Origin of the sequence: Fodinibius sp. (genome assembly GCF_034521915.1) — a bacterium.
In the GTDB taxonomy this organism is placed as follows: Bacteria; Bacteroidota; Rhodothermia; order Balneolales; family Balneolaceae; genus Fodinibius.
In genome coordinates, this window is the sequence record NZ_JAXHLU010000015.1 from 166,190 (window position 1) to 187,579 (window position 21,390).

A 21,390-nucleotide genomic window follows, 5' to 3' on the forward strand; every position below is an offset into this window, starting at 1 on the left:
CAAATGCAATATAAAAATATTCAGGGTCTTGAAGTGCCCGAAATTGGACTTGGAACCTATAAACTTCACGACAGAGAGTGTTCACAAGTAGTACGAAAAGCACTTGATATCGGTTATCGACACATTGATACCGCGCAAATGTATAAAAACGAGCAGGCGATAGCTGAAGCGCTGAATGTTTCAAATGTGCCTCGCGAAGATATCTTTTTAAGTACAAAAATATGGCATACGAATCTTGAAGCTGATGACGTACTTCAATCTACAGAGGAGACCTTGCGACAGTTAGATACTCCATATGTAGATCTGCTCATGATTCATTGGCCCAATGATCAGTATGATTTGCGAAAAACGATTGAATCTATGCTGGTACTGCGCGATCAGGGTAAAGCGATGAATATTGGTGTCAGTAATTTTCCACTGCACTTGCTTAAAAAAGTAAAAGAAGAAATTCGTGCTCCAATATTTTGTAATCAGGTCGAGTTTCATCCCTTTATCGATCAACTTGACCTTCTGGATTATGGAATCGAAAATGATATTATGATTACCGCGTATAGTCCATTGGCGCAGGGCAAGGTGATGGAAAATAAAGACTTGCAAGAAATTGCTGAAAAGTATGGCAAATCTCCCGCTCAAATTTCTCTTCGCTGGTTGATTGAGCAGGAAAATGTAGTAGCTATTCCTAAAGCTTCAAGTGAAGAGCATTTGCGTGAGAATTTTGATGTGTTCGACTTTTATCTCGAGGATGAAGATTTCGAGCGTATCGATCAGCTTGAGAAATCAATGCGTTTAGTAAATCCAAGTTTTGCGCCTGATTGGGGATAAGCTTCTACTAAGCAATAGAAAACTATTCTTAGTGCCCGATACTTTTAAAGTATCGGGCATTTTCTATTTAAGAAGAAAGTGGAAATCCTCTATCTGTTATCTTTATCGGGATGTTGCCTTGGCTAAAGTTTTATCGTCGGATGCTCTTAAAATTTGGTGATGAAAATACTGGCTGTCTGAATCAGAGCTGCGTTTCTGAACTTCTACAATATCGGTATCACCCAAAACTGATTCTGCCATAAATTGAATGTCAATTTCGTTAACATTCGATCCATCCGGCAAACATGAAAGTGCCCATTCGATAAGACGAACATTATTAACGTGTCTATTGAGGTCAAGATCTGTTTTACGAACCTCAAATTCTTGCGAATAGTCTGCTTGATTTAGATCAGAAAAACTAGCATCGGTAACTGGGAGGACATGATCAGTATCCTTTGGAGCCATTTCAAGAATCTTTTTGGGGATCCGAGCGGGGCGTCGACTTTGAATATTCATGATGAGCCAATAACTCAATGACCTGCCGAGAATGTCTCCGTTCTCATCCATAATCAAAAAATCACGGTAAGCACGCAGCCCGTCACCGCTGGAAGGCCAGGTTTTTATCGTAATCGTTTCTCTCCAATCGGGGAAACGATCCATTTTTACATGAAGTCGATGCAATACCCAGGTCAGTTCATCTTTTTGGAGATCAGTAATGTCAAACTCCAATTCGCGGGCATGATTACCGGCTACTTCTTGCAATAAGTTACAGATGGCGGGGAGTGTTGCCTTTTGATTAAAGTCAATTTCTGATGCCCTTATTTTGAAGCACTCTTGAAAAGTTATTTCGCTCACTGCATTACTATTTGATTAAAAAGAGGAAGGTAAACAATCTGTTTGGTCTCTGAAATAAAACAAATCCCCGATACTTTTAAAGTGCCGGGGATACTAGCTATAACTCCGAGTATGGTTATAGGATTATTTGCTGCGGCCGATTTGCCAAACTCTATTGCCCCATAATTTCACATCATCGAGGATGAGGTAGATAGCTGGTAAAATGACGAGAGTAACCACGGTAGAAAAAGTGAGACCTCCGACGATAGCTCGTGCCATGGGGAAATAGGGCGGACCGTCACCGCCAATTTGTGTAGTGCCAAAGCAGAGTGGTACCAGTCCAAGTACTGTAGTACCGGCGGTCATCAAAATAGGGCGCATGCGATCTTTGCATCCCTTAATAATGGCTTCAAGTCTGGATAGGCCCATTTCTCTAAGTTGATGGATATGATCTATTAGGACTATCCCGTTATTGACTACGATACCCATCAGAATGAGAATGCCGATCATTGCCATAAACGAGAAGGTTGTTCCGGTGATAAAGAAGAACCAGAAGACCCCTACAATTCCAAAAAATATGGAAGTGATAATGCTGGACGGGAATAAAACAGATTCAAAGAGTGAAGCCATCACCAGGTAGATCAAAAACATCGCCAAAAGTATATTTACCATCATCTCGTCCATGGCTTCTTGATCCTGCTGAAAACTACGGCCTTTACTCCATCCGTAACCGGAAGGATAATTGATTTGATTCAAAACTGGGAATATTCGCTCTTGTGCCTTATCCATCGTTATGCCGTCAAGGTTGATGGTTATTCCCAGTGATGTTTGCCGATCTTCTCGCTGTATGGTTCTTGGGCCCCGATCCATTTTGTAGTCAGCCAGGGATGCCAGTTGCACCGACTCTCCATTTCCAACACTAACCGGCAATTGCATAAGATCTTCAATGGTTTCGCGGTCAGATTCCTGCAGAGCCAGTACGACATCTGTTTCTCCGTGTTCGCCACGTACCCGGCGTAAATTCATTCCACGCATGGAGTTCGAAACCAAGCTGGCCACTTGTTGTGAGGAAACACCCATAGCACGCGCTCGTTCTCGATTTACTTGAACCTGAACTTCTTCGGTTCCGGTTTCGGCCTCTGATCGAACATCGGCAAGTCCGGGTACATCCTGTAAGCGTCGCTCAACTTCCTCAGCAAGATCTGCCAACACTTCGGTGGATTCTCCAATGACAAACACACGCAGTTGGTCTCCGCCGGTACGGTCTTGATATTCAAAAGAAGGTTCACCGATAGCAAGCTTAGGCATCTGCTCTTCAATTTCTTTTTTGATGAGAGTCACATCTTTTTGAGCGTCGTCTTCATCTGTCAAGAGGATGGTTGAAGTTGCAGAACCGGTTTCGAAATATGAATAAACGGCGTCAATTTCGAGGTCTTTTTTATTTGCATAGAGAAATTCCTCAATTCGGGTTACAGATTCTTCAACCGTTTCAAGGGTATAGGTGTCATTCAGGTTGTAATGTAATCGAAGTTCCCGTGATTCTGAACCTCCGAACATCTCTACATTTACGGAATTCATCGGTATGGCAACGCTTAACAGGGTACCCATTATTAAAGCTACAGATAGGTATCTGCGCTTGAGTAACCAGCTGAGCATACTGCCGTACCAATTTTGCAGACTGTCAACCCAATCTGTTTGTTCTTTCTTTTCCGGAGCTGCTATTTTGGAAGTCAACAGTGGAATAACAGTTAGCGAAATCAAGAGGGATGCCGACAGCGCCAAGATAATTGTGATAGCAACGTGATAAAGCTGAATTGCAATCATCGAATCTTCGCTAATAATATTAGGCAGGAATACAATGATGGTCGTTAATGTACCTGCGGTAACAGCCATCCCTACCTGTTTGACACCGCGTTTAGTGGCTTCAATTTTATCATCCATCATATTCTGGTTGCGGTGGATGTTTTCAGTCACCACTACTGCATTGTCAACCAGCATACCCACAGCCAGCATTAATCCCATCATGGAAAGGATATTGAGCGAAAGTTCCATAAAGTAGAGTAGGCCAAGGGTAACAATCAGTGAAAAGGGGACGGCCATGGCTACAATTAGAGTAGTACTGATGCGCCGTAAAAACAGGTAAAGGATGATGATTGAAAACAGGGCCCCTAACAATCCGGCTTTAAATAGCTCGGTAAGCGAGCTGATGATTCCGGTAGCCTGATTATGCATTTCAAAAATATTGATGCCCCGCATTTCGGGCAGTTTATTAACTTCATCAATTTCTGCTATTACGCGATCACCAACCTCTACGGTGTTGGCACCGGATTCTTTAAACACATCCAGTCCAATGGCATATTTTTGATCGAGATGCCGACCGTAATCGCGTTCGGGGCTTCCATAGCCAACCGTTGCAATATCTCTTAATTTTAGATTGTTGGGGCCGACAACAAGATTGGCAAATTCTGCGGGTTTAGTAATTTCCCCGGTAGGACGAACCAGATAGCGTTTACCGGCATCTTCCACTTTTCCGGCTGTTACCGAAAAGTTGCTTTGCCGCAACGTTTGGGCCAGCTCATTAATATTTATGTTGTGAGATTTAAGACGTTCGGGGATGAGCTCAATTCTGATCTGTTTTTTTTCAACACCATAAAGATCTACCTTCGCTACACCCTCTATGCGTTCAATGCGCTGTTTAAGATTGCGATTTAGCAGATCATAGGCGTTTGATAGATCACGTTCACTGGAAATCCGAAGATTCATCATCGGATTATCCTGTGCGGAAAATTTATTAATGGTAAAGCGCTCTAAATCATCCGGAAGCTGATTACGGATGCCGTCAATTTTCTCTTTTAGCTCCATTGCTTTCAGGCTGATGTCTGATCCCATCTTAAACTGAACGAAGATCCCAGCCTGATTTTCGCTGGAGTTTGAGCTGATTCGCTCGATACCGCTAATGGTAGCAATAGCCTCTTCAATCGGACGCGTAATATTGCGGTCGACTTCTTCGGGCGTGGAGTTTTGATAGGGGACGCTAATATATGCTCCGGGAAAGGAGATATCGGGAAAATATTCCAGCGGCACCATACGGCTGGCAATGATTCCAATAATCACAAAGCTGATAAAAATCATCATCGTAGTTACCGGCCGTCGCAACGAAAGATCAGTAAATTTCATAATAGCAATTCCTCCGTTTTATTTATTTGATTGTTCTATTGCCGGTTGATTCTTGTACACTTTGCGATCCATAATCGCATACATCGTCGGAATCACAATGAGGGTAAGCAGGGTCGAGATGATGAGACCTGCAATAACCGTGATTGCCATTGGTGCTCGTAATTCGGCGCCGTCCCCAAATCCTATAGCTAACGGTAATAGTCCGAGCGTGGTTGTCAGTGTTGTCATAATAATTGGACGAAGCCGTGATTTACCTCCTTCAAGGATGGCCTTAATTTTATTCATTCCTCGCTCGCGGTATTGGTTAATAAGATCTATCAGCACAATAGCATTATTCACCACAATTCCGGCCAGCAGAATTAATCCGATAAATACGACAACGCTTATTGTTGACCCCGTAATCCACAAACCAAGGATTGCACCAACCAAGGCCAATGGAATAGTAAAGAGGATAATAAACGGATGAAGAAGCGACTCAAACTGAGAGGCCATCACTAGATAAACCAGAAATACAGCCAGTGAAAGGGCAAAAAGCAGGGATCGAAATGAATCTGCCATCTCTTCGTTTTGGCCGGTTATTTGTGCCTGCACGCCCATTGGAATTGCAGTTTCATCAATAATATTGCGAATTTCATCCGCAGCAGTTGCAAGATCACCGTAATTTAAATTTGCTGATACGATAGCCACTCGCTGTTGTGCTGCCCGACGGATTTCGCTTGGTCCGGTAGCCACTTTTACATTAGCAATACTTGATAGCGGAACCGGAGATTCGCTGTTGGGATTGATGAGGATATTTTGAATATCTTCGATTGAGGAGCGATCCTGTTTTTTAGCCCGAACCAATACATCTATTTTCTGGTCTCTCCAGGAATACCGTGTCGCGACATCACCACGAACTTTACTGACGACAAGATCAGCAACTTCATGCACTTGCAGGCCAAGTGACGCTGCCTTGGGACGATCAAAGGTGATTTGGATTTCGGGACTGCCTTGTTCCATGGTAGATTTTACGTCAGCAAAGCGTCCGTCAGAGGACATTTTCTCGAGAATATTGTCGCTGACCTTTTTCAGGTCATCCAAGTTATAACCGGAAATTTCGACCTCAACCGGAGTTTTAAATGTAAACAGGGCCGGCCGCGAAAACTTGTAGTCTAAGCCAGGGATACGTTGCAAATCGGTCCGAAGCTCATCCATAGTGCTTTCCTCCAACGCACGCCCCGCACCGCTTGCTAAGGTAACATTCAGTTCGCCCCAGTTTTCGCCACCTTGATTGGGGTTGGCATCCATCTGATTACCGGTACCCGCGACAGCAAAAGTGGTTCGAATAGGATCAATATTTTGAGCTGCCTGCTGGACATTCTGCAGGGCGCGGTCGGTTTGTTCGATAGGTGTTCCCGGTGGAAGGTTGAACTCTACGTTAAATTCCCCTTGTGATAGAGAAGGGATAAGCTCCATTCCCAGTTGTGGGACCAACATCAGAGAACCTAAGAGACTCAAAAATGCAAAAGCAATAACCGCAAATCGGTGACGTAGTGACCATCGCAAAACAGCAGGATATTTGTCTTCCAGCGAGTCAAACCACTTTTCAAAAGCATTTAACAGAGGGTTTAAAGCAACCATAGCTCCCTTGCTGATAACGCTGACGATTTTAGAACCACCTTTTACGATATAGCTTGGAATAGTTTCAAAAGTGAAGATCCGTGCTGATCGCATCCAGCGGCCTACTTTCGTTTTAGGCTCTTTCAGTTTTGGTTTTTCGATTTCTGATTTTTCGCGTCCCGCCAATGATGAAAGCATTGGGATTAATGTAATGGCTACAACCAGTGAGGCGAGTAGTGAGAACGTTACTGTCAGTGCCTGATCACGGAATAGCTGTCCCGCTATACCGTGGACAAAAACAAGTGGAAAGAATACGGCAATGGTTGTTAGGGTAGAAGCAACCACGGCCATACCTACCTCTCCAGCGCCGTCACTGGCGGCTTTTATGGGATTCTTGCCCATTTCGCGATGCCGTGCAATATTTTCAAGTACAACAATAGAGTTGTCGACCAGTAATCCGATACCCAGTGCGATACCGCCCAATGACATGATATTTAAGGTGATATCATTGCCGTACATTAGATTAAAAGTGGCAATGACCGACACCGGAATAGATAGAGAAATAATAACGGTTGCCCAGAGGTTGCGAAGAAACAGGTATAGGATAATAATAGCCAAAATACCGCCAATGATTCCCGCATCAACAACTTCGCTAACCGCAGAAGAAATAAACGTGGATTGATCAAATACCTTGGTCATTTCCATGCCCTCGGGAAGACGTTCAGAGAGATTGTCCATCTGTGCTTTTACATTTTTGGCCACATTAACCGTATTGGCATCGCCTTCTTTGTAAATGGCTATTTCTACGGCCTCCTGACCATTGAGTCGGGTGATCGCTTCCCGCTCTTTATAGCCCTGGGTAATTTCGGCAAGGTCTTTTAAATAAACCGGATTACCCCCCTGACTGCTGACGACAACATCTTTGATATTCTCGACAGATTGAAACTGGTTGAGCGTCCGCACCAGATATTGTTGAGTACCTTCCTCCAGACGTCCGCCGGACAGATTTACATTCTCAGCGCCAAGCACCTGTGTGATTTGGTCGATTGAGATTCCCAAGTGCGACAATCGATCCTGGTTGACAGCCACCTCGATTTCTTCCTCCAGACCACCACTTATTTTAATGGATGCAACACCCAGTGCAGATTGCAGATCCTTCTTTATCTGTTCATCAGCGTAGCGGCGCAGTTGCTTGAGTTTACTGATTTGTGAAGTGGATTTCTCTTCCTGATAACTCGCATAATCAACGTTTTGAGGCTGGTCTGGTTTTTTATCCTTTATGTAAAAAGCATAACGCATAATGGGATCCAGAGAGGGATCAAAGCGTAGAATTACCGGTCGATCTACTTCCAGCGGAAGCTGAAGGGCATCTAGCTTTTCACGGACATCAATACTGGCAAAATCCATATCGGTTCCCCAGGCAAATTCCAGCGTGACATCAGACTGCCCGGATCGAGAAATGGAGCGCACCTGCTGTACGTTCTTTACCACTCCCAAGGCTTCCTCAATAGGCTTGCTCACCAGGTTTTCTACTTCAGCTGGAGCAGCTCCCTCAAAATCAGTTCGAACGGTTAGGGTAGGATAGCTGAGTTCCGGCAACAGGTTGATATTCAAGCGGCTGAGTGAAACCATCCCAAAAAGGATAATGCCGATGGTAAACATTGCAATGGTTACCTTGCGTCTGATGGAAAAGTCAATCAATTTCATAGTGAATCCCTTTTAGATAATGATAAGCTGCTGTTTGTTATAAGGATACAATTTCGACCAAAGCGCTATCTTGAAGGCTGCTTTGTCCTATGGTTACCACCGTATCGGATGGTGCCAATCCCTCCAATACTTCGATATTATCTCCATTCGAATAACCGGTATTTATATTTTGGCGATAAGCCATGCTATTTTTGATAACATACACGCTGCTCATTCCATCTTCCTCGATAACCGCATTTTTGGGAATCATAAGAGCGTTTTGATGGGTGTCATAAACAATACGCACGCGACCGAACATCCCGGGTCGTAGCTGTTTGGATTCATCCCGGATAGAAACAGTGACTTCAAAAGTACCTGTTTGTGGATTTACCGTCGGACTTACGCGCAATACCTTTCCTTCAAAAGTTTCATTTTTGATTGCGTCAACCCGAAGCAGAGCCTTCTGATCTTTTTGAATTTTGGACATTTCGTGCTCCGGGACTTTTAGAACAGCCAGTATGGGATCGAAATCAGTAACCTCAAACAGTTCCTGATCAGTGTTAATCATGTTGCCTACTTTGATAAGCCGGTCCGATATAACCCCGCTGATAGGTGCTCGAATTTTTGAGTTTTTAATCTTCAGTTGGGCCAATTGGTATTCTGATTTCTGAGCTTGATACTCATACTTGGCGTTCTCAAATTCCTGGGCACTGATAAGATTTTTGTTAAAGAGCTCTTCTTTTCTGGTGAGTTCATTATGTAGGCGATCCATCGTAGCTTTAGCACGCTCAGCTTCTAATTCTAACTGTTCATCTTCCAGTTGAGCAAGTACCTCATCGGCCTTCACAAAATCCCCTTCCTCGACATGGATCTCTGTTACCATTCCCCGAACTTTCGAGACTACGGTAGCTTCATATTCAGCTTCAAGTGTGGCAGTGCTCGAGTAATAAGCTGAAATATCGCCGTTCGTAGCCTTGGCAATTTCAACCGGAATAGCAGAAGTGGAGTCCTCGTCACTTACGTTTTTTGACTGTGATTCAGTACTGCAAGAACTGACAGCAATTGACAGGCAAAACAGCGACCCTAAAACAACCCAATTTGTTAACGTCTTCATGTATTTTTCTGATTTTGAAAGATTTTCCATTAAGAACTATCTGCTTTGCATTACGGACGGATCAGAAAAAAAGTTACATAGTTTTTAATATTGGGGGCCAGAAACTGAAAAAAAGGAAGGAATAGAAAAGAGGCTGCATAAGTATTAATTACGCAGCCTCCGGAAAAGGATGTTTGGGTAGTATTATTGTGTAAACATTTCGGGATGTTTAGTATGGAAATCTGTTGCCTGTTGATATTTTTGCGAAACACCTAAAATCAATCCCTCATCAAAAAGATCGCCAATGAAGGTAATGCTCGTGGGTTGCCCTTCATCGGTAAAGCCGTTGGGGACAATAACAGAGGGATGACCTGTCAGATTAGTCAGCAAGAGATTGTTTCCCCCGTAAGTGGGAGATACGTACATATCCACTTGCTGCATTACCGAATCCATTTTTTGAATGAGCACCTGTCGGGCACGGTTTGCTTGAATATATTCTACGGCCGGTATAAAACGAGCAGATCTAAAAAGATTTGGCCAGGCCGACTTTCCTTGTCGAACCATCTGATCATCTTTGTTACTAAGAGTTAGCTGATCAAATGCTGTTGCACCTTCTGCTGTTAAAATAAAACTGAGATCTGAGACGGGATAATCCGGCAGCTCAATGGGAACGAGTTCAGCGCCGAGTTCTTCCAGTTTTGCCAGCGTAAGACTGTCTCGGTGACGATTGTCATAATCACTTTTAAATGCAGATTCCAGATAGCCGATTTTGAGTGAACTAATATCTACGTTGGGTTGATAGTTGAAAGGAAGATCGAAGAGCGTTTGATCTTTGCCATCGGGACCGTGAATAGCATCAAAAACAATAGCGGCATCTTCCACCGACCGCGTAAGAGGACCCACCTTATCCATGCTCCAGCTCAGGGCCATAGCGCCAAATCGGCTAACACGTCCAAAAGTGGGACGTAATGCGGTGGTTCCGGTTCGATTAGATGGAGATATTAGCGATCCCCAGGTTTCGGTTCCGATCCCAAAGGGGAATAATCCCGCAGAGGTACCTGCCGCTGACCCGGCTGATGAGCCACTTGATCCCTGTTCAAGATTCCATGGATTTTTAGTTTTGCCACCGAACCATACATCTCCATAGGCCAGGGCTCCCAAGGTTGTTTTTGCAATTAAAACCGCACCCGCCTCTTCCAGTTTTTTAGCAACTGTCGCTGTTTCATCGCGCACTTGATTCTTGTACGGCGTTGCGCCCCAGGTGGTCTTGTATCCTTCAACAGCAAATAGATCTTTGAGTCCATATGGAATGCCGTGTAGCGGACCACGATACTTTCCATTGGCAGTTTCCTGATCCATTTTTTTGGCCTGCTTTAATGCTAGCTCTTCGGTAACGGTTATGATAGCCTGGAGGGTATCATCATATTGTTCAATTCTATCCAGAAAAAACTCGGTTAGTTCTACCGAAGTGATTTTTTGTTGTTGAATAAGAGAAGCCAACTCTTTTATAGAATAAAAGGCCAAATCGGCTTTCTCTTGGGGTAACTCAACATCATCAGAGATATTCCAATTGTTGGATTGTTGTGTTTTGTCGAATGTTCGACCGGGAGGTACCGGATTGAAGTGAAGGGAAGGAGGGATGCCGTTGTCCAATTTTAGATCCCTAATGTTTTGATAAGATTCCCGATAGTTTTCAAGATTAGTAATCATCGAATCTTTTTCAGCCTCGGTTAATTCAATGCCAATAAGCTTTGAGGCTTCACCAATTACTTTTGGAGTAATTTCTTTATTCAAGAGATGGATGGAGGTAAAAGCCAGTAGAAATCCCAATGATAAACCAATAAGGAGTGTACGATAGTGTTTGATCATAATTTCATTTATTTGTGAACGGTTCAGTTGTAAAATAACAGAGTCGTACAGAAATGGAAGCAGTATTACATGCTTTAATCTTTTGAAGTAAGTTCATCAGCAAGATTATTCTAAATTGGCTTCTCAATATTAATACCGTTATTATCATGAGCAGCAATTAATTTTACTTACTGATTCAATACAGGTCTGTATTTCTTATGAGATGCAGTTAAAACGGGAATCCGGTGCTCCCAAATTTTCGGGAAAGGCCGGAGCAGTCCCCGCTGCTGTAAGCTCCCCTGCACATTTTAATTTTTATGTGCAAAGCTTTTGATCCTTCATAAACCACTGCCCCGATAATTGTCGGGGCGGGAAGGTTGTCGAAAGTGGAGTAAGCCAGAAGACCTGCCGGTATTGATGAGGAAATAAGCTTTCGGGAGAAAAGCTAAATCCATGAATAGAATACGCTTACATTTTTCTCACATATCTATACTTTTTTTGGGATGGCTAACATCGTGCCTTCTTATAGGCGGATGTACTTCTGAAAAAAATGTCGATCCAGAATCTCATTCTAAAAACCTTGAACAAGTACAATTCGCTGATTCTGTGCATGCGGAATTTGCGGAAGGATTTCAGATTACATATCACGAGAATTATAAATTGCTGGAGATTTTAAAGCCTTTTCAGGATCAGGTTGATACGCTCCGGTATTCGCTGGTTCCACGCGGTATTGCTGATAAAGTAGAGGTTGAGAATACGACGGAAATTCCCATCCCAATAAATAGTCTTCTGGCAACTTCTACGACCCATATTGGATTGGTGCAAATGCTTGACGCGACGGATATTCTCATCGGGATGGTGGGCGCAGATTATGTGTACAGTAAGGATGTTCGAAAAAGGTTGGAACAAGAAAAAATGGTGAGCTTGCCACATGGTGAATTAAACAAGGAAAAAATACTGTCGATGAATCCGGATTTGCTAATGATTTCTGGAGGAGAGTCCTCACAATTTGATAATGTAAAGATTTTGATGGATTCCGATATTGATGTGATGATTAACTCGGAGTGGTTAGAAACAACTCCGCTTGGCAAGGCAGAATGGGTTAAAGTTCTGGCAGCATTGCTAAATAAGGAGCAGTTGGCTAACGAGAAATTTAATGCGGTTGCAAATGAATATAATCGCCTTAAATCTAAGGTAAGTGAAGTAAATGATAAGCCGTTGGTTATTAATAATATGCCTTATAAAGGGGCTTGGTTTGTTTCGGGTGGAGAAAGTTTTACTGTCCAGTTTTTGAGGGATGCCGGGGCTGATTATCCATGGTTTGATTCGGATGAAACCGGAGGGCTCCGGAAGAGTTTTGAAGTGATCTATGAGATAGGATTGGAGGCAGATATTTGGATTAATCCCGGTGCGGCAAATTCAAAAGAAGATATTTTGGCGAAAGATTCTCGGTTTAAGGACTTTAAGCCATTTGAGACGGGTGAAATTTATAATAATAACAAGCGGACGAGCCCGGCTGGGGGGAATGATTTTTGGGAGTCGGGGGTGGTACATCCCGAAATAATACTGGCTGATCTTATTAAAATTTTTCATCCGCAGAAGTTGCCCAATCACCGGCTCTTTTACTATCAGAAAATTGATTAATGGCCAACGAAACTGCAGACATAACGCCACAACATAAGACGGGTATTCGTCCGCTCTATTTTGGACTGTTGATTGTCGGACTTTTAATACTTCTGCTCGTCAATTTAGCATTGGGTTCGGTTGATATTCCATTGGGTGATATTGTTCAAATCCTGATAGGAGGAGAGGCGGCCAGCGAAGCCTGGAATAAAATTATAATTAATATCCGCATTCCCCGAGCCGTGACAGCCGTTTTAGCTGGCAGTGCCTTATCAGTAGGAGGGTTGCTCATGCAAACACTATTTCGCAATCCGCTGGCCGGTCCGTCGGTGCTGGGTATTACCGCAGGGGCAAGTTTAGGTGTCGCTATTGTAATGCTGGCCGGTGGAACTATCACCAGTATTTTTGCCATTCAGCAGTTGTCAGCATTCGGCAGTTGGCTTATTGTGATTGCCGCCAGCTTTGGTGCTGCTGCCGTACTCTTGTTGATCCTCCTTATTTCAATTAAAGTTCGCGATAATGTCACGCTGTTGATAATTGGACTGATGATCGGGAATCTTACGATTGCACTGGTAAGCATCTGGCAGTATTTTAGTCGACCCGAGCAGATTCAGGATTATCTGATCTGGACCTTTGGCAGTCTTGGAGGTGTGCCACTGGATCAGCTGTGGATATTGGCCGTTGTCGCACTCGTTGGTGGTGGGATTGCAATGGCACTCTCAAAACCACTGAACGGGCTTTTGCTGGGAGAAAACTATGCCCGCAGCATGGGGCTGTCAGTTTCGGGGTCCCGGATCTGGATTATTGTGAGTACCAGTCTGCTGGCCGGTGGCATCACTGCATTTTGTGGACCTATTGGATTTGTGGGCATTGCGGTCCCGCATCTTACTCGATCATTAATGGGAACGAACGATCACCGGGTGTTGATTCCTGCAACCTTGCTGATGGGAGCTATTTTGTTACTTGCCTGTGATATTATTGCCCAGGTTCCCGGTTCTACTACAACACTACCCATCAGCGCTGTTACTTCGATGGTGGGGTCCCCGGTTGTAATTTGGGTGATTATCCAGCGAAAAAATCTACAGGCCTCATTTTGATGGAAAAAGGGAATTCTATCATATCGACTCACAATCTTGACATCGGATTTCCCGCTAAAGGGCGAAAGAAGTCTCCTACGGTTGTTGCATCTAATATAAATGTGGCACTGCAGGGCGGAGAGGTCGTGTGCCTGCTTGGTCCTAACGGATCAGGGAAATCGACGCTGATTCGTACCTTGGCTGGCCTGCATAACCCATTGGATGGAGAGGTCTTGCTTAATGGAAAGAATTTACGCGAATGTGCGGTGAAAGAAATTGCGCAAAAAGTTAGCACCGTTTTGACTGATCGTATCACTATTGGAAATATCAGCGTCTATGAGCTGGTGGCCTTTGGACGATCACCCTATACAGGCTGGTTTGGATCACTCGATAAAAAAGATGAAGAAATAGTGGAGTGGGCTATCGCCTCTGCAGGGATTGAGCAGTTCGTTGGCCGGGATGTGTTGCACCTGAGTGATGGGGAACGCCAAAAGGTGATGATTGCCCGGGCGTTGGCACAGGATACTTCTGCGGTGTTGCTCGACGAGCCCACAGCGCATCTGGATTTACCCAACAGGGTGGAAATTATTCGATTGCTGAGAAAGTTAGCCCATGATACTCAAAAGGGTATTTTGTTATCTACCCATGAGTTAGATCTGGCTCTAAAGGCGGCCGATACTTTGTGGCTCATTAGCCGAGATGGAAAAGTGATCACGGGCACGCCCGAAGATCTCGTATTGGACGGGACATTTGAATCTGTTTTTGAAAAAGACAGCTTCGATTTCGATCGCAGCACCGGCTCCTTTACGCTGCACAATCCTAATAAAGAGGCTATCTATTTAACCGGTGATGCAGTACCGATCTTTTGGACGCGGCGCGCCCTTGAACGCGAAGGATATAAGGTAGTCGAAAATAACGGAACATCTCTTCAGGTTAAAGTGCATTCAAAGCAGGATACGTTTGAGTGGAAAGTTATTTCGGACGAGGAAAAACTTTGTTATTCCACTATAAAAGATCTGTTGAGTGCACTAAGAAAAAATTAAAAATCATCCCAATAGGTTTTGAATTATTCGGTACGCCTCGTATTTTCGACGCGTGCATTGGTTCCTATCGCCGAAATATTTTCGGGATGGGATTAAAAGGGAATCCGGTGCTTCTCCCGATTACTCGGGAGGAAAATCCGGAGCATTCCCCGATGCTGTGAGTTCCATAACCTTTTGATCTTTCTTGAACCACTGTTTCTCTCGGTTTAGCCGGGATGGGACGGGAAGGTTGTCAAAAGCGGAGCAAGCCAGAAGACCTGCCAACGCACAGCATTCGTAGCTTTCGGGAGAAAAGCGAAGAGTAAATGTCGTTTCTGGCTATCAGAACGTATTTATACCTTCCAAGTTTGATACCCAAAGGTACGAATGATGAATAAATCATCATTTGTAACCTAATTTTTAAATTATGAACATAACAAAACAATTACTTTCAGGGTTGTGTACCTTGATGACCTTTCTTTGGATAACCGTGCCATCGTTGGCTCAGCAAAACAATGTAGAAACCGACTCTACAATATATGAGCTGGACGAAATTATAATCAGTGCCAGTAAATACGAGCAATCGCCGCAGTCGGTGGGGCGTAATGTTACGGTGATTTCACAGGATGACATCCAAAATGCTGTGTATACAAATGTCAGTGAGTTATTGGCGCAGCAGCAGAGTGTGCATATGATAGGAGCGGGACAGACACCCGGCTCGCTGCAGCAGGGATTTATCCGTAATGCCAATTCCAATCATTCCGTTGTAATGATAGACGGCGTTCGAATTAGCGATCCCTCCACCAATAACAATTCTATTGATCTTTCGGAACTTTCGCTGACCGGAATAAAGCGAATCGAAATTGTCCGCGGGTCCCACAGTACACTCTATGGCTCTTCAGCTATTGGCGGAGTCGTTAATATTATCACTAAAAAGAAGGGAGCTGAAGGATTTAATGTAAACGCGGAAACCAAACACGGACGGTTTGGTGAAGGGACGTATTCCACAACAAATAGCCTTTTTGCTAATTACACTACTGATGGCGGATGGTACGCCAATGTGGGCGCCAACTTTCAGCAAACTAACGGATTGGATGCAACTATTGATACCGTAACCAACACCAATATATTTAATCCCCAAGATCAGGATGATTTTAATAAACTCGATTTAGTGGGTAAGCTGGGTTATTCTTCTGATCAATATGATTTATATGCTTCTTATAGACGGGTTGACCAGCGTAGTGATGTTGACCAGGGCGCTTATCAGGATGACAGTAATGCTTATACCGAGTTTGGGCGCGATCTGTTTAATTTTGGAGGTGGTGTGGAATTATCAAAACAGGTAGCTATTGAATTCCAGGGTGCCTATTCTGATTTAAACAGAGATTTTATTAACGATTCATCGCTTGTGAGTCTTGGTGGTACGTATGATGGGATTTATACCGAACTTAATGCCGAAGGATCGCTTTGGGAGAATGAGTTGAAGGCAGTTGTTGATGGGAATGATATTCGATTTGTTGCCGGTGCTTCTGCATCCCGCCAAACAATGTCTACTCGCAATTATGTCTTTAGCCGTTCGCAATTTGGCGTGTATGAATCGACGACTGATTTGGACTCGTTAGGCTTAAAGGAAATTATTTATAACGGCTATGCCCAGTCGAATATTAATGGAGGATTAATTGCCGATCAGTTAGAGTTGTTTTCACTGGGATTGGGCGGACGATTGGTCCATCACGATGAGTTCGGCTCTCACTTTACGTATGAGATAAATCCTAAACTGCAGCTCGCCGAATCAACGCTTTTATACGGCGCTATTACCAGTGGCTTTAACGCCCCTTCGCTGTACCAACTTTATTCGCCGTCGCAAAGTGCGGGTAGTTATACTAATCGGGGTAACGAAAACCTGGATCCCGAATCATCGATATCCTACGAAGTTGGATGGAAGCAAGACGTTGGCAAAAAGTTCTCTTTTGAACTGTCTGCTTTTCAAACAGTAGTAAGTGATGTCATCGAATATGTATACTTGTGGGATGGCGACACCGCAGTTGAAAATTTAAGTGGCAGTTTTCCTGATTCGGACTACCTTGGTGATACCTATATCAATGCTTCCGAGCAGCAGGTATCAGGACTTGAAGCGTCGGCCACAGCCAGAATTTCTCCCAAGCTTAACATAAAAGGCAATGTATCCCTTACGCGATCGACGTTAACATTTTCGCCGGATGATATTAATCCGGAATATACAGGGGGTAATCATGTACAAATATTTGAGAGTGGAGCATTTGTAACTCAAGAAAAAGAGATCGAAGGCTTAACCCGCCGTCCATCTGTTAATACTTTTATTAGTGCATCTTATTTAGCTACTGATAAGTTGCGATTTAACATCGATTCCCGATTCGTTGGTTCGCGTGATGATGTTTTTTACAGCGCCAACTTGGGACCTTTTGGGGCTCTCGATCGCAGTGAAGTCTCGAGTTATAATGTAACCAATGCTACGGTAGGTTATTCCGTTACGGAGAATCTATCTGCACTATTAAAAATAGAGAACCTTTTTGATAGCGATTACCAAGAGATTAAGGGTTATAACACCCGGGGACGAGGATACTTTATTAAATTACAGTATCAGTTGTAGCGTATCACAACAAACAAGTGGTTTTGGCCTCCTTTCATAAATTCTGATGGAAGGAGGCTCATTTATTGCACAGTATAAAATTGGACTTTTGAAAGCACTTTTTGTGGAGCTTCGACCACCAATTGTCGACTAGCTTAAAGTTATCCACATAATTTTATATAACAGATAAAAAGGTCTGCAATATTTCGATCAAATTCCGTGATCTATTGTGGATAACTTCTGCTTTTTGTGGAAAAGTTTTAGCCTTTTTGGCTTGCTCCATAGTCGCATTCCTTTATATTTAATTGACAGAAAACAATGTGATTCTGTGCTTTTTCGAAGCCTTCCAGATAAGTCAAAAATTATTAAAGTAAACCGGAGTTAGTCATATGAAATTTACGCGATTTTATACACAAGAGGAGTGGGACAGTCCATTTGGAGATATGAATTTTGAGAGTCGAAGGTCGGAGATAAAAAATCCCGATGGGTCGACTGTATTTTTAATGGAGGAATTAATTGTACCTGAAAGTTGGTCGCAGGTATCTACCGATGTGATTGCCCAAAAATATTTTCGTAAAGCGGGTGTTCCCCAAATCACCAAAAAAGTAAAGGAAAAGGGAGTACCTGAGTGGTTGCAGCGATCAGAAGCTGACGAGAAAGCGATGAAAAAGGAAGGGATTGATGAAGATGATTATTATGGCGGAGAGTATGACAGCCGCCAGGTTTTTCATCGTCTTGCGGGTTGTTGGACTTACTGGGGATGGAAGCACGATTATTTTGATTCGGAAGAAGAGGCGAAGGTTTTTTATGATGAACTTAGTTATATGCTGGCTAATCAGATGGCGGCACCAAACAGTCCTCAATGGTTTAATACCGGTTTACATTGGGCTTATGGTATTAATGGTCCGTCGCAAGGTCACTACTATGTAGATGGAAAAACAGGAGAATTAACGGAGTCTGATGACGCCTATTCTCATCCGCAGCCGCATGCCTGCTTTATCCAGAGTATTGATGACAATCTCGTTAACGAGGGTGGCATCATGGATCTGTGGGTCCGCGAAGCGCGACTCTTTAAGTATGGTTCCGGAACGGGAAGTAACTTTTCAAAAATCCGCGGTGAAGGAGAACCCTTGAGCGGTGGCGGAAAATCATCCGGATTGATGAGTTTCCTCAAAATTGGGGATAAAGCAGCCGGTGCTATTAAATCGGGCGGTACTACACGGCGCGCAGCCAAGATGGTAACGCTGGATCTTGATCATCCCGATATTGAAGAATATGTGAATTGGAAGGTCCGGGAAGAGCAAAAAGTTGCTTCCATGGTTGCCGGATCAAAGATATTGGAAAAGCATCTCAAGAAAATTATTAAGCTTTGCAACAAGCCGGTAGAAGTTGACGGACGTACATATAATGGTGCGGTAAGTCGTGATCCTGTGAAAAACAAAGAGCTTGGCAAAGCCATTAAGGAAGCTAAGCAAGATCAGGTGCCACTGAATTATATTGAACGTGTTGTTCAGCTGGCTGCGCAAGGGTATACCGATCTTGAATTCGAAACCTATGATACGGATTGGGATTCCGAGGCGTATCGTACGGTAAGCGGACAAAATTCAAACAACTCCGTTCGTATTCCCAACAAATTTATGCGAGCCGTCAAAAATGATGACGAATGGAATCTTTATTGGAGAACGGAAAAGCGTAAGGCTGCCGAAGAAGGACGCGAACCTGAACCTCACAAAACAATGCCGGCCCGCGAACTCTGGGATCAGATCTCAAATGCGGCCTGGGCATGCGCCGATCCGGGAGCACAATATCACGATACTATTAACGAGTGGCATACATGCCCCAACGACGGGCCGATTAACGGAAGTAATCCGTGCTCGGAATATATGTTCCTCGATAATACGGCCTGCAACCTGGCCTCGTTGAATTTGATGAAATATTTCAAAACGGATGAGTGCAAGGAGTTTGATGTTGAGGCTATACGTAACGCTTCTCGTCTGTGGACGGTAGTGCTGGAGATCTCAGTACTGATGGCACAGTTCCCATCCAAAGAGATCGCAGATCTATCGTATAAATATCGCACGCTTGGACTTGGTTTTGCCAATTTAGGTGCAGCACTGATGGTTCAAGGCGTACCTTATGACAGTGATGAAGGATGCGCTATTGCCGGCGGATTGATGAGCCTCATCCACATGAATGCTTACAAGACGAGTGCCGAAATGGCGAAAGAGCTTGGTACCTTCGAACGATTCGAAGCCAATAAAGAGCCGATGCTCAAAGTTGTCCGAAATCATAAACGCGCGGCTTACAATGTGGATCCCGATGAGTACGAGGATCTAACTGTGAAGCCGATGGGTATTGATGCAAATGAATGCCCTGATAATCTTCTTAAAGCTGCTCGTGAAGATTCTGATGAAGCCGTTAAGATGGGAGAGAAGCACGGCTATCGCAATGCGCAGGTTACCGTAATTGCTCCAACCGGAACAATTGGTCTGGTAATGGATTGTGATACAACGGGTATTGAGCCTGATTTTGCGCTTGTTAAGTTCAAGAAACTAGCCGGTGGCGGACACTTTAAGATCATCAATCAATGTGTGCCTAAAGCGCTCGAAAATCTTGGGTACAGCCCTAAGGAGCGAGAGGAGATTATTAATTATGCTAAAGGCTACGGAACATTGGATGGTTGTCCGCATATTAACGAGGAAAGCCTCCGTGAAAAAGGATTTGGCGATAAACAACTTGAGGCTATTGAAGAAGCGTTGCCAAGTAGTTTTGAAATACAGTTTGCCTTTAACCAGTGGACCCTGGGTGAAGACTTCTGCAAGGATGAGCTGGGTCTTTCTGATGAACAGCTGGCAAATCCGCAATTTGATATCCTCAAGCATCTTGGGTTTACCAAAGAAGAAATTCAGGAAGCTAACGATTACGTTTGCGGAACAATGACGGTAGAAGGGGCACCGCACTTGAAAGATGAGCACCTGCCGGTCTTTGATTGTGCTAACCGCTGTGGACGCATAGGAACGCGATACATTAAGCCCAAAGGACACATTCGCATGATGGCTGCTGCTCAACCGTTTGTTTCTGGGGCTATTTCCAAGACTATTAACCTGCCTAATGAGGCCACGGTTGAGGACTTCAAAGATGCTTATATGGATTCCTGGGAACTGATGCTGAAAGCGAATGCGCTGTATCGTGACGGTTCGAAATTGAGTCAGCCATTGAATAGTCTCAGTGATGTCTTTGAAGATCTGGACGAAGAAGATCTGGACGAGGAAACAAAGGCAGAGCAAGATAAAGTAGTAGAAACAGCTGAGCGAATTGTTCACAAATATGTAGCTGAGCGCAAGCGCTTACCAAGTCGCCGAAACGGATACACCCAGAAGGTGAAGATTGGCGGACAAAGCGTGTATCTGCGTACCGGTGAATATGAAAATGGTCAGCTCGGTGAAATCTTCTTAGATATGCATCGTGAAGGAGCTGCATTCCGTAGCCTGACGAATTGTTTTGCCATTGCCATTTCACTTGGCTTACAGCATGGCGTACCGCTCGAAGAATTTGTGGATGCCTTTACATTTACCAAGTTTGAACCGAGTGGAACCGTTAGCGGCAGTCCGCACATTAAGATGACCACTTCTGTGATCGACTATATTTTCCGAGAGCTTGCCGTAACCTATCTCGGTCGTGATGATCTTGCACATGTTCCCGCAGAGGATATCATGTCGCGCAAGATGCGACCTTCTGAGGAAGCCAAGAAAGCTCAAGAGAAAGCGAATCGGGTAGATCCGGAAAATGAAATCGAGGGCAGCAATGGTACTGCTGATCAAGCAGAAGCTGTGGCACAGCCACAACCAACGAAGCAGTCACAAGCTGCTGCCGATGATGACAGCTACCAAAGTGATTATGAAAAGGCGAAGGAGATGGGATACACCGGTGATTCCTGCCCCGAATGCGGGAGTATGACAATGGTTCGTAACGGAACCTGTCAGAAATGTATTACCTGTGGCTCAACCACCGGGTGCTCGTAAA

Annotated in this window: 11 protein-coding genes and 2 riboswitches; of the genes, 6 read left to right on the plus strand and 5 right to left on the minus strand. The window is 44.1% G+C overall.

Translation table 11 applies throughout. The features are described 5' to 3' along the window. Positions 1–3 precede the first annotated feature (3 nt). Complete coding sequence (locus tag U5J89_RS10905; RefSeq protein WP_322575662.1) at positions 4–822, plus strand: aldo/keto reductase; 819 nt, start codon at positions 4–6, stop codon at positions 820–822. A 102-nt stretch (positions 823–924) separates the two neighbouring features. On the opposite strand, the gene U5J89_RS10910 is transcribed toward U5J89_RS10905, so the two are convergent. The 5 genes from U5J89_RS10910 to U5J89_RS10930 form a co-directional block, all read right to left on the minus strand. Beyond that, on the minus strand, positions 925–1,656 hold the full coding sequence (locus U5J89_RS10910) for an acyl-[acyl-carrier-protein] thioesterase (RefSeq protein ID WP_322575663.1): 732 nt from the start codon (positions 1,654–1,656) through the stop codon (positions 925–927). 123 nt (positions 1,657–1,779) lie between these two features. Next, positions 1,780–4,812, minus strand: a complete 3,033-nt coding sequence (locus tag U5J89_RS10915) for an efflux RND transporter permease subunit (RefSeq protein WP_322575664.1) — start codon at positions 4,810–4,812, stop codon at positions 1,780–1,782. 18 nt (positions 4,813–4,830) lie between these two features. Beyond that, positions 4,831–8,118, minus strand: a complete 3,288-nt coding sequence (locus tag U5J89_RS10920) for an efflux RND transporter permease subunit (RefSeq protein ID WP_322575665.1) — start codon at positions 8,116–8,118, stop codon at positions 4,831–4,833. A gap of 37 nt (positions 8,119–8,155) precedes the next feature. Beyond that, a complete protein-coding gene (locus U5J89_RS10925) occupies positions 8,156–9,211 on the minus strand; it encodes an efflux RND transporter periplasmic adaptor subunit (RefSeq protein ID WP_322575666.1) in 1,056 nt (351 codons plus the stop codon). A gap of 183 nt (positions 9,212–9,394) precedes the next feature. Beyond that, entirely contained in the window at positions 9,395–11,059 is a 1,665-nt protein-coding gene (locus U5J89_RS10930) for an amidase (protein ID WP_322575667.1), read from the minus strand. A 165-nt stretch (positions 11,060–11,224) separates the two neighbouring features. Next, positions 11,225–11,466: riboswitch (cobalamin riboswitch) on the plus strand. Positions 11,467–11,536: 70 nt separating this feature from the next. On the opposite strand from U5J89_RS10930, the gene U5J89_RS10935 reads away from it, so the two are divergent. The 5 genes from U5J89_RS10935 (at position 11,537) to U5J89_RS10955 (ending at position 21,389) form a co-directional block, all read left to right on the plus strand. Then, positions 11,537–12,682 carry an ABC transporter substrate-binding protein gene (locus U5J89_RS10935; protein ID WP_322575668.1) on the plus strand — a complete coding sequence of 382 codons (1,146 nt, stop codon included), beginning with the start codon at positions 11,537–11,539 and terminating at the stop codon, positions 12,680–12,682. Then, positions 12,682–13,758, plus strand: coding sequence for an iron ABC transporter permease (locus U5J89_RS10940; RefSeq protein ID WP_322575669.1), 1,077 nt, complete (start codon positions 12,682–12,684; stop codon positions 13,756–13,758). Before U5J89_RS10935 ends, U5J89_RS10940 begins: the two co-directional genes overlap by 1 nt. After that, positions 13,758–14,780 (plus strand): ABC transporter ATP-binding protein, encoded by a 1,023-nt coding sequence (locus U5J89_RS10945; protein ID WP_322575670.1) that lies wholly within the window; start codon positions 13,758–13,760, stop codon positions 14,778–14,780. The genes U5J89_RS10940 and U5J89_RS10945 overlap by 1 nt, the downstream gene beginning before the upstream one ends. 41 nt (positions 14,781–14,821) lie before the next feature. Further along, positions 14,822–15,060: riboswitch (cobalamin riboswitch) on the plus strand. Positions 15,061–15,186: 126 nt separating this feature from the next. Continuing rightward, positions 15,187–17,388: a TonB-dependent receptor plug domain-containing protein gene (locus U5J89_RS10950; protein ID WP_322575671.1), complete on the plus strand. Its 2,202-nt coding sequence runs from the start codon at positions 15,187–15,189 to the stop codon at positions 17,386–17,388. A 368-nt stretch (positions 17,389–17,756) separates the two neighbouring features. Next, positions 17,757–21,389 (plus strand): vitamin B12-dependent ribonucleotide reductase, encoded by a 3,633-nt coding sequence (locus tag U5J89_RS10955; RefSeq protein ID WP_322575672.1) that lies wholly within the window; start codon positions 17,757–17,759, stop codon positions 21,387–21,389. The last annotated feature ends 1 nt before the right edge of the window (position 21,390 follow it).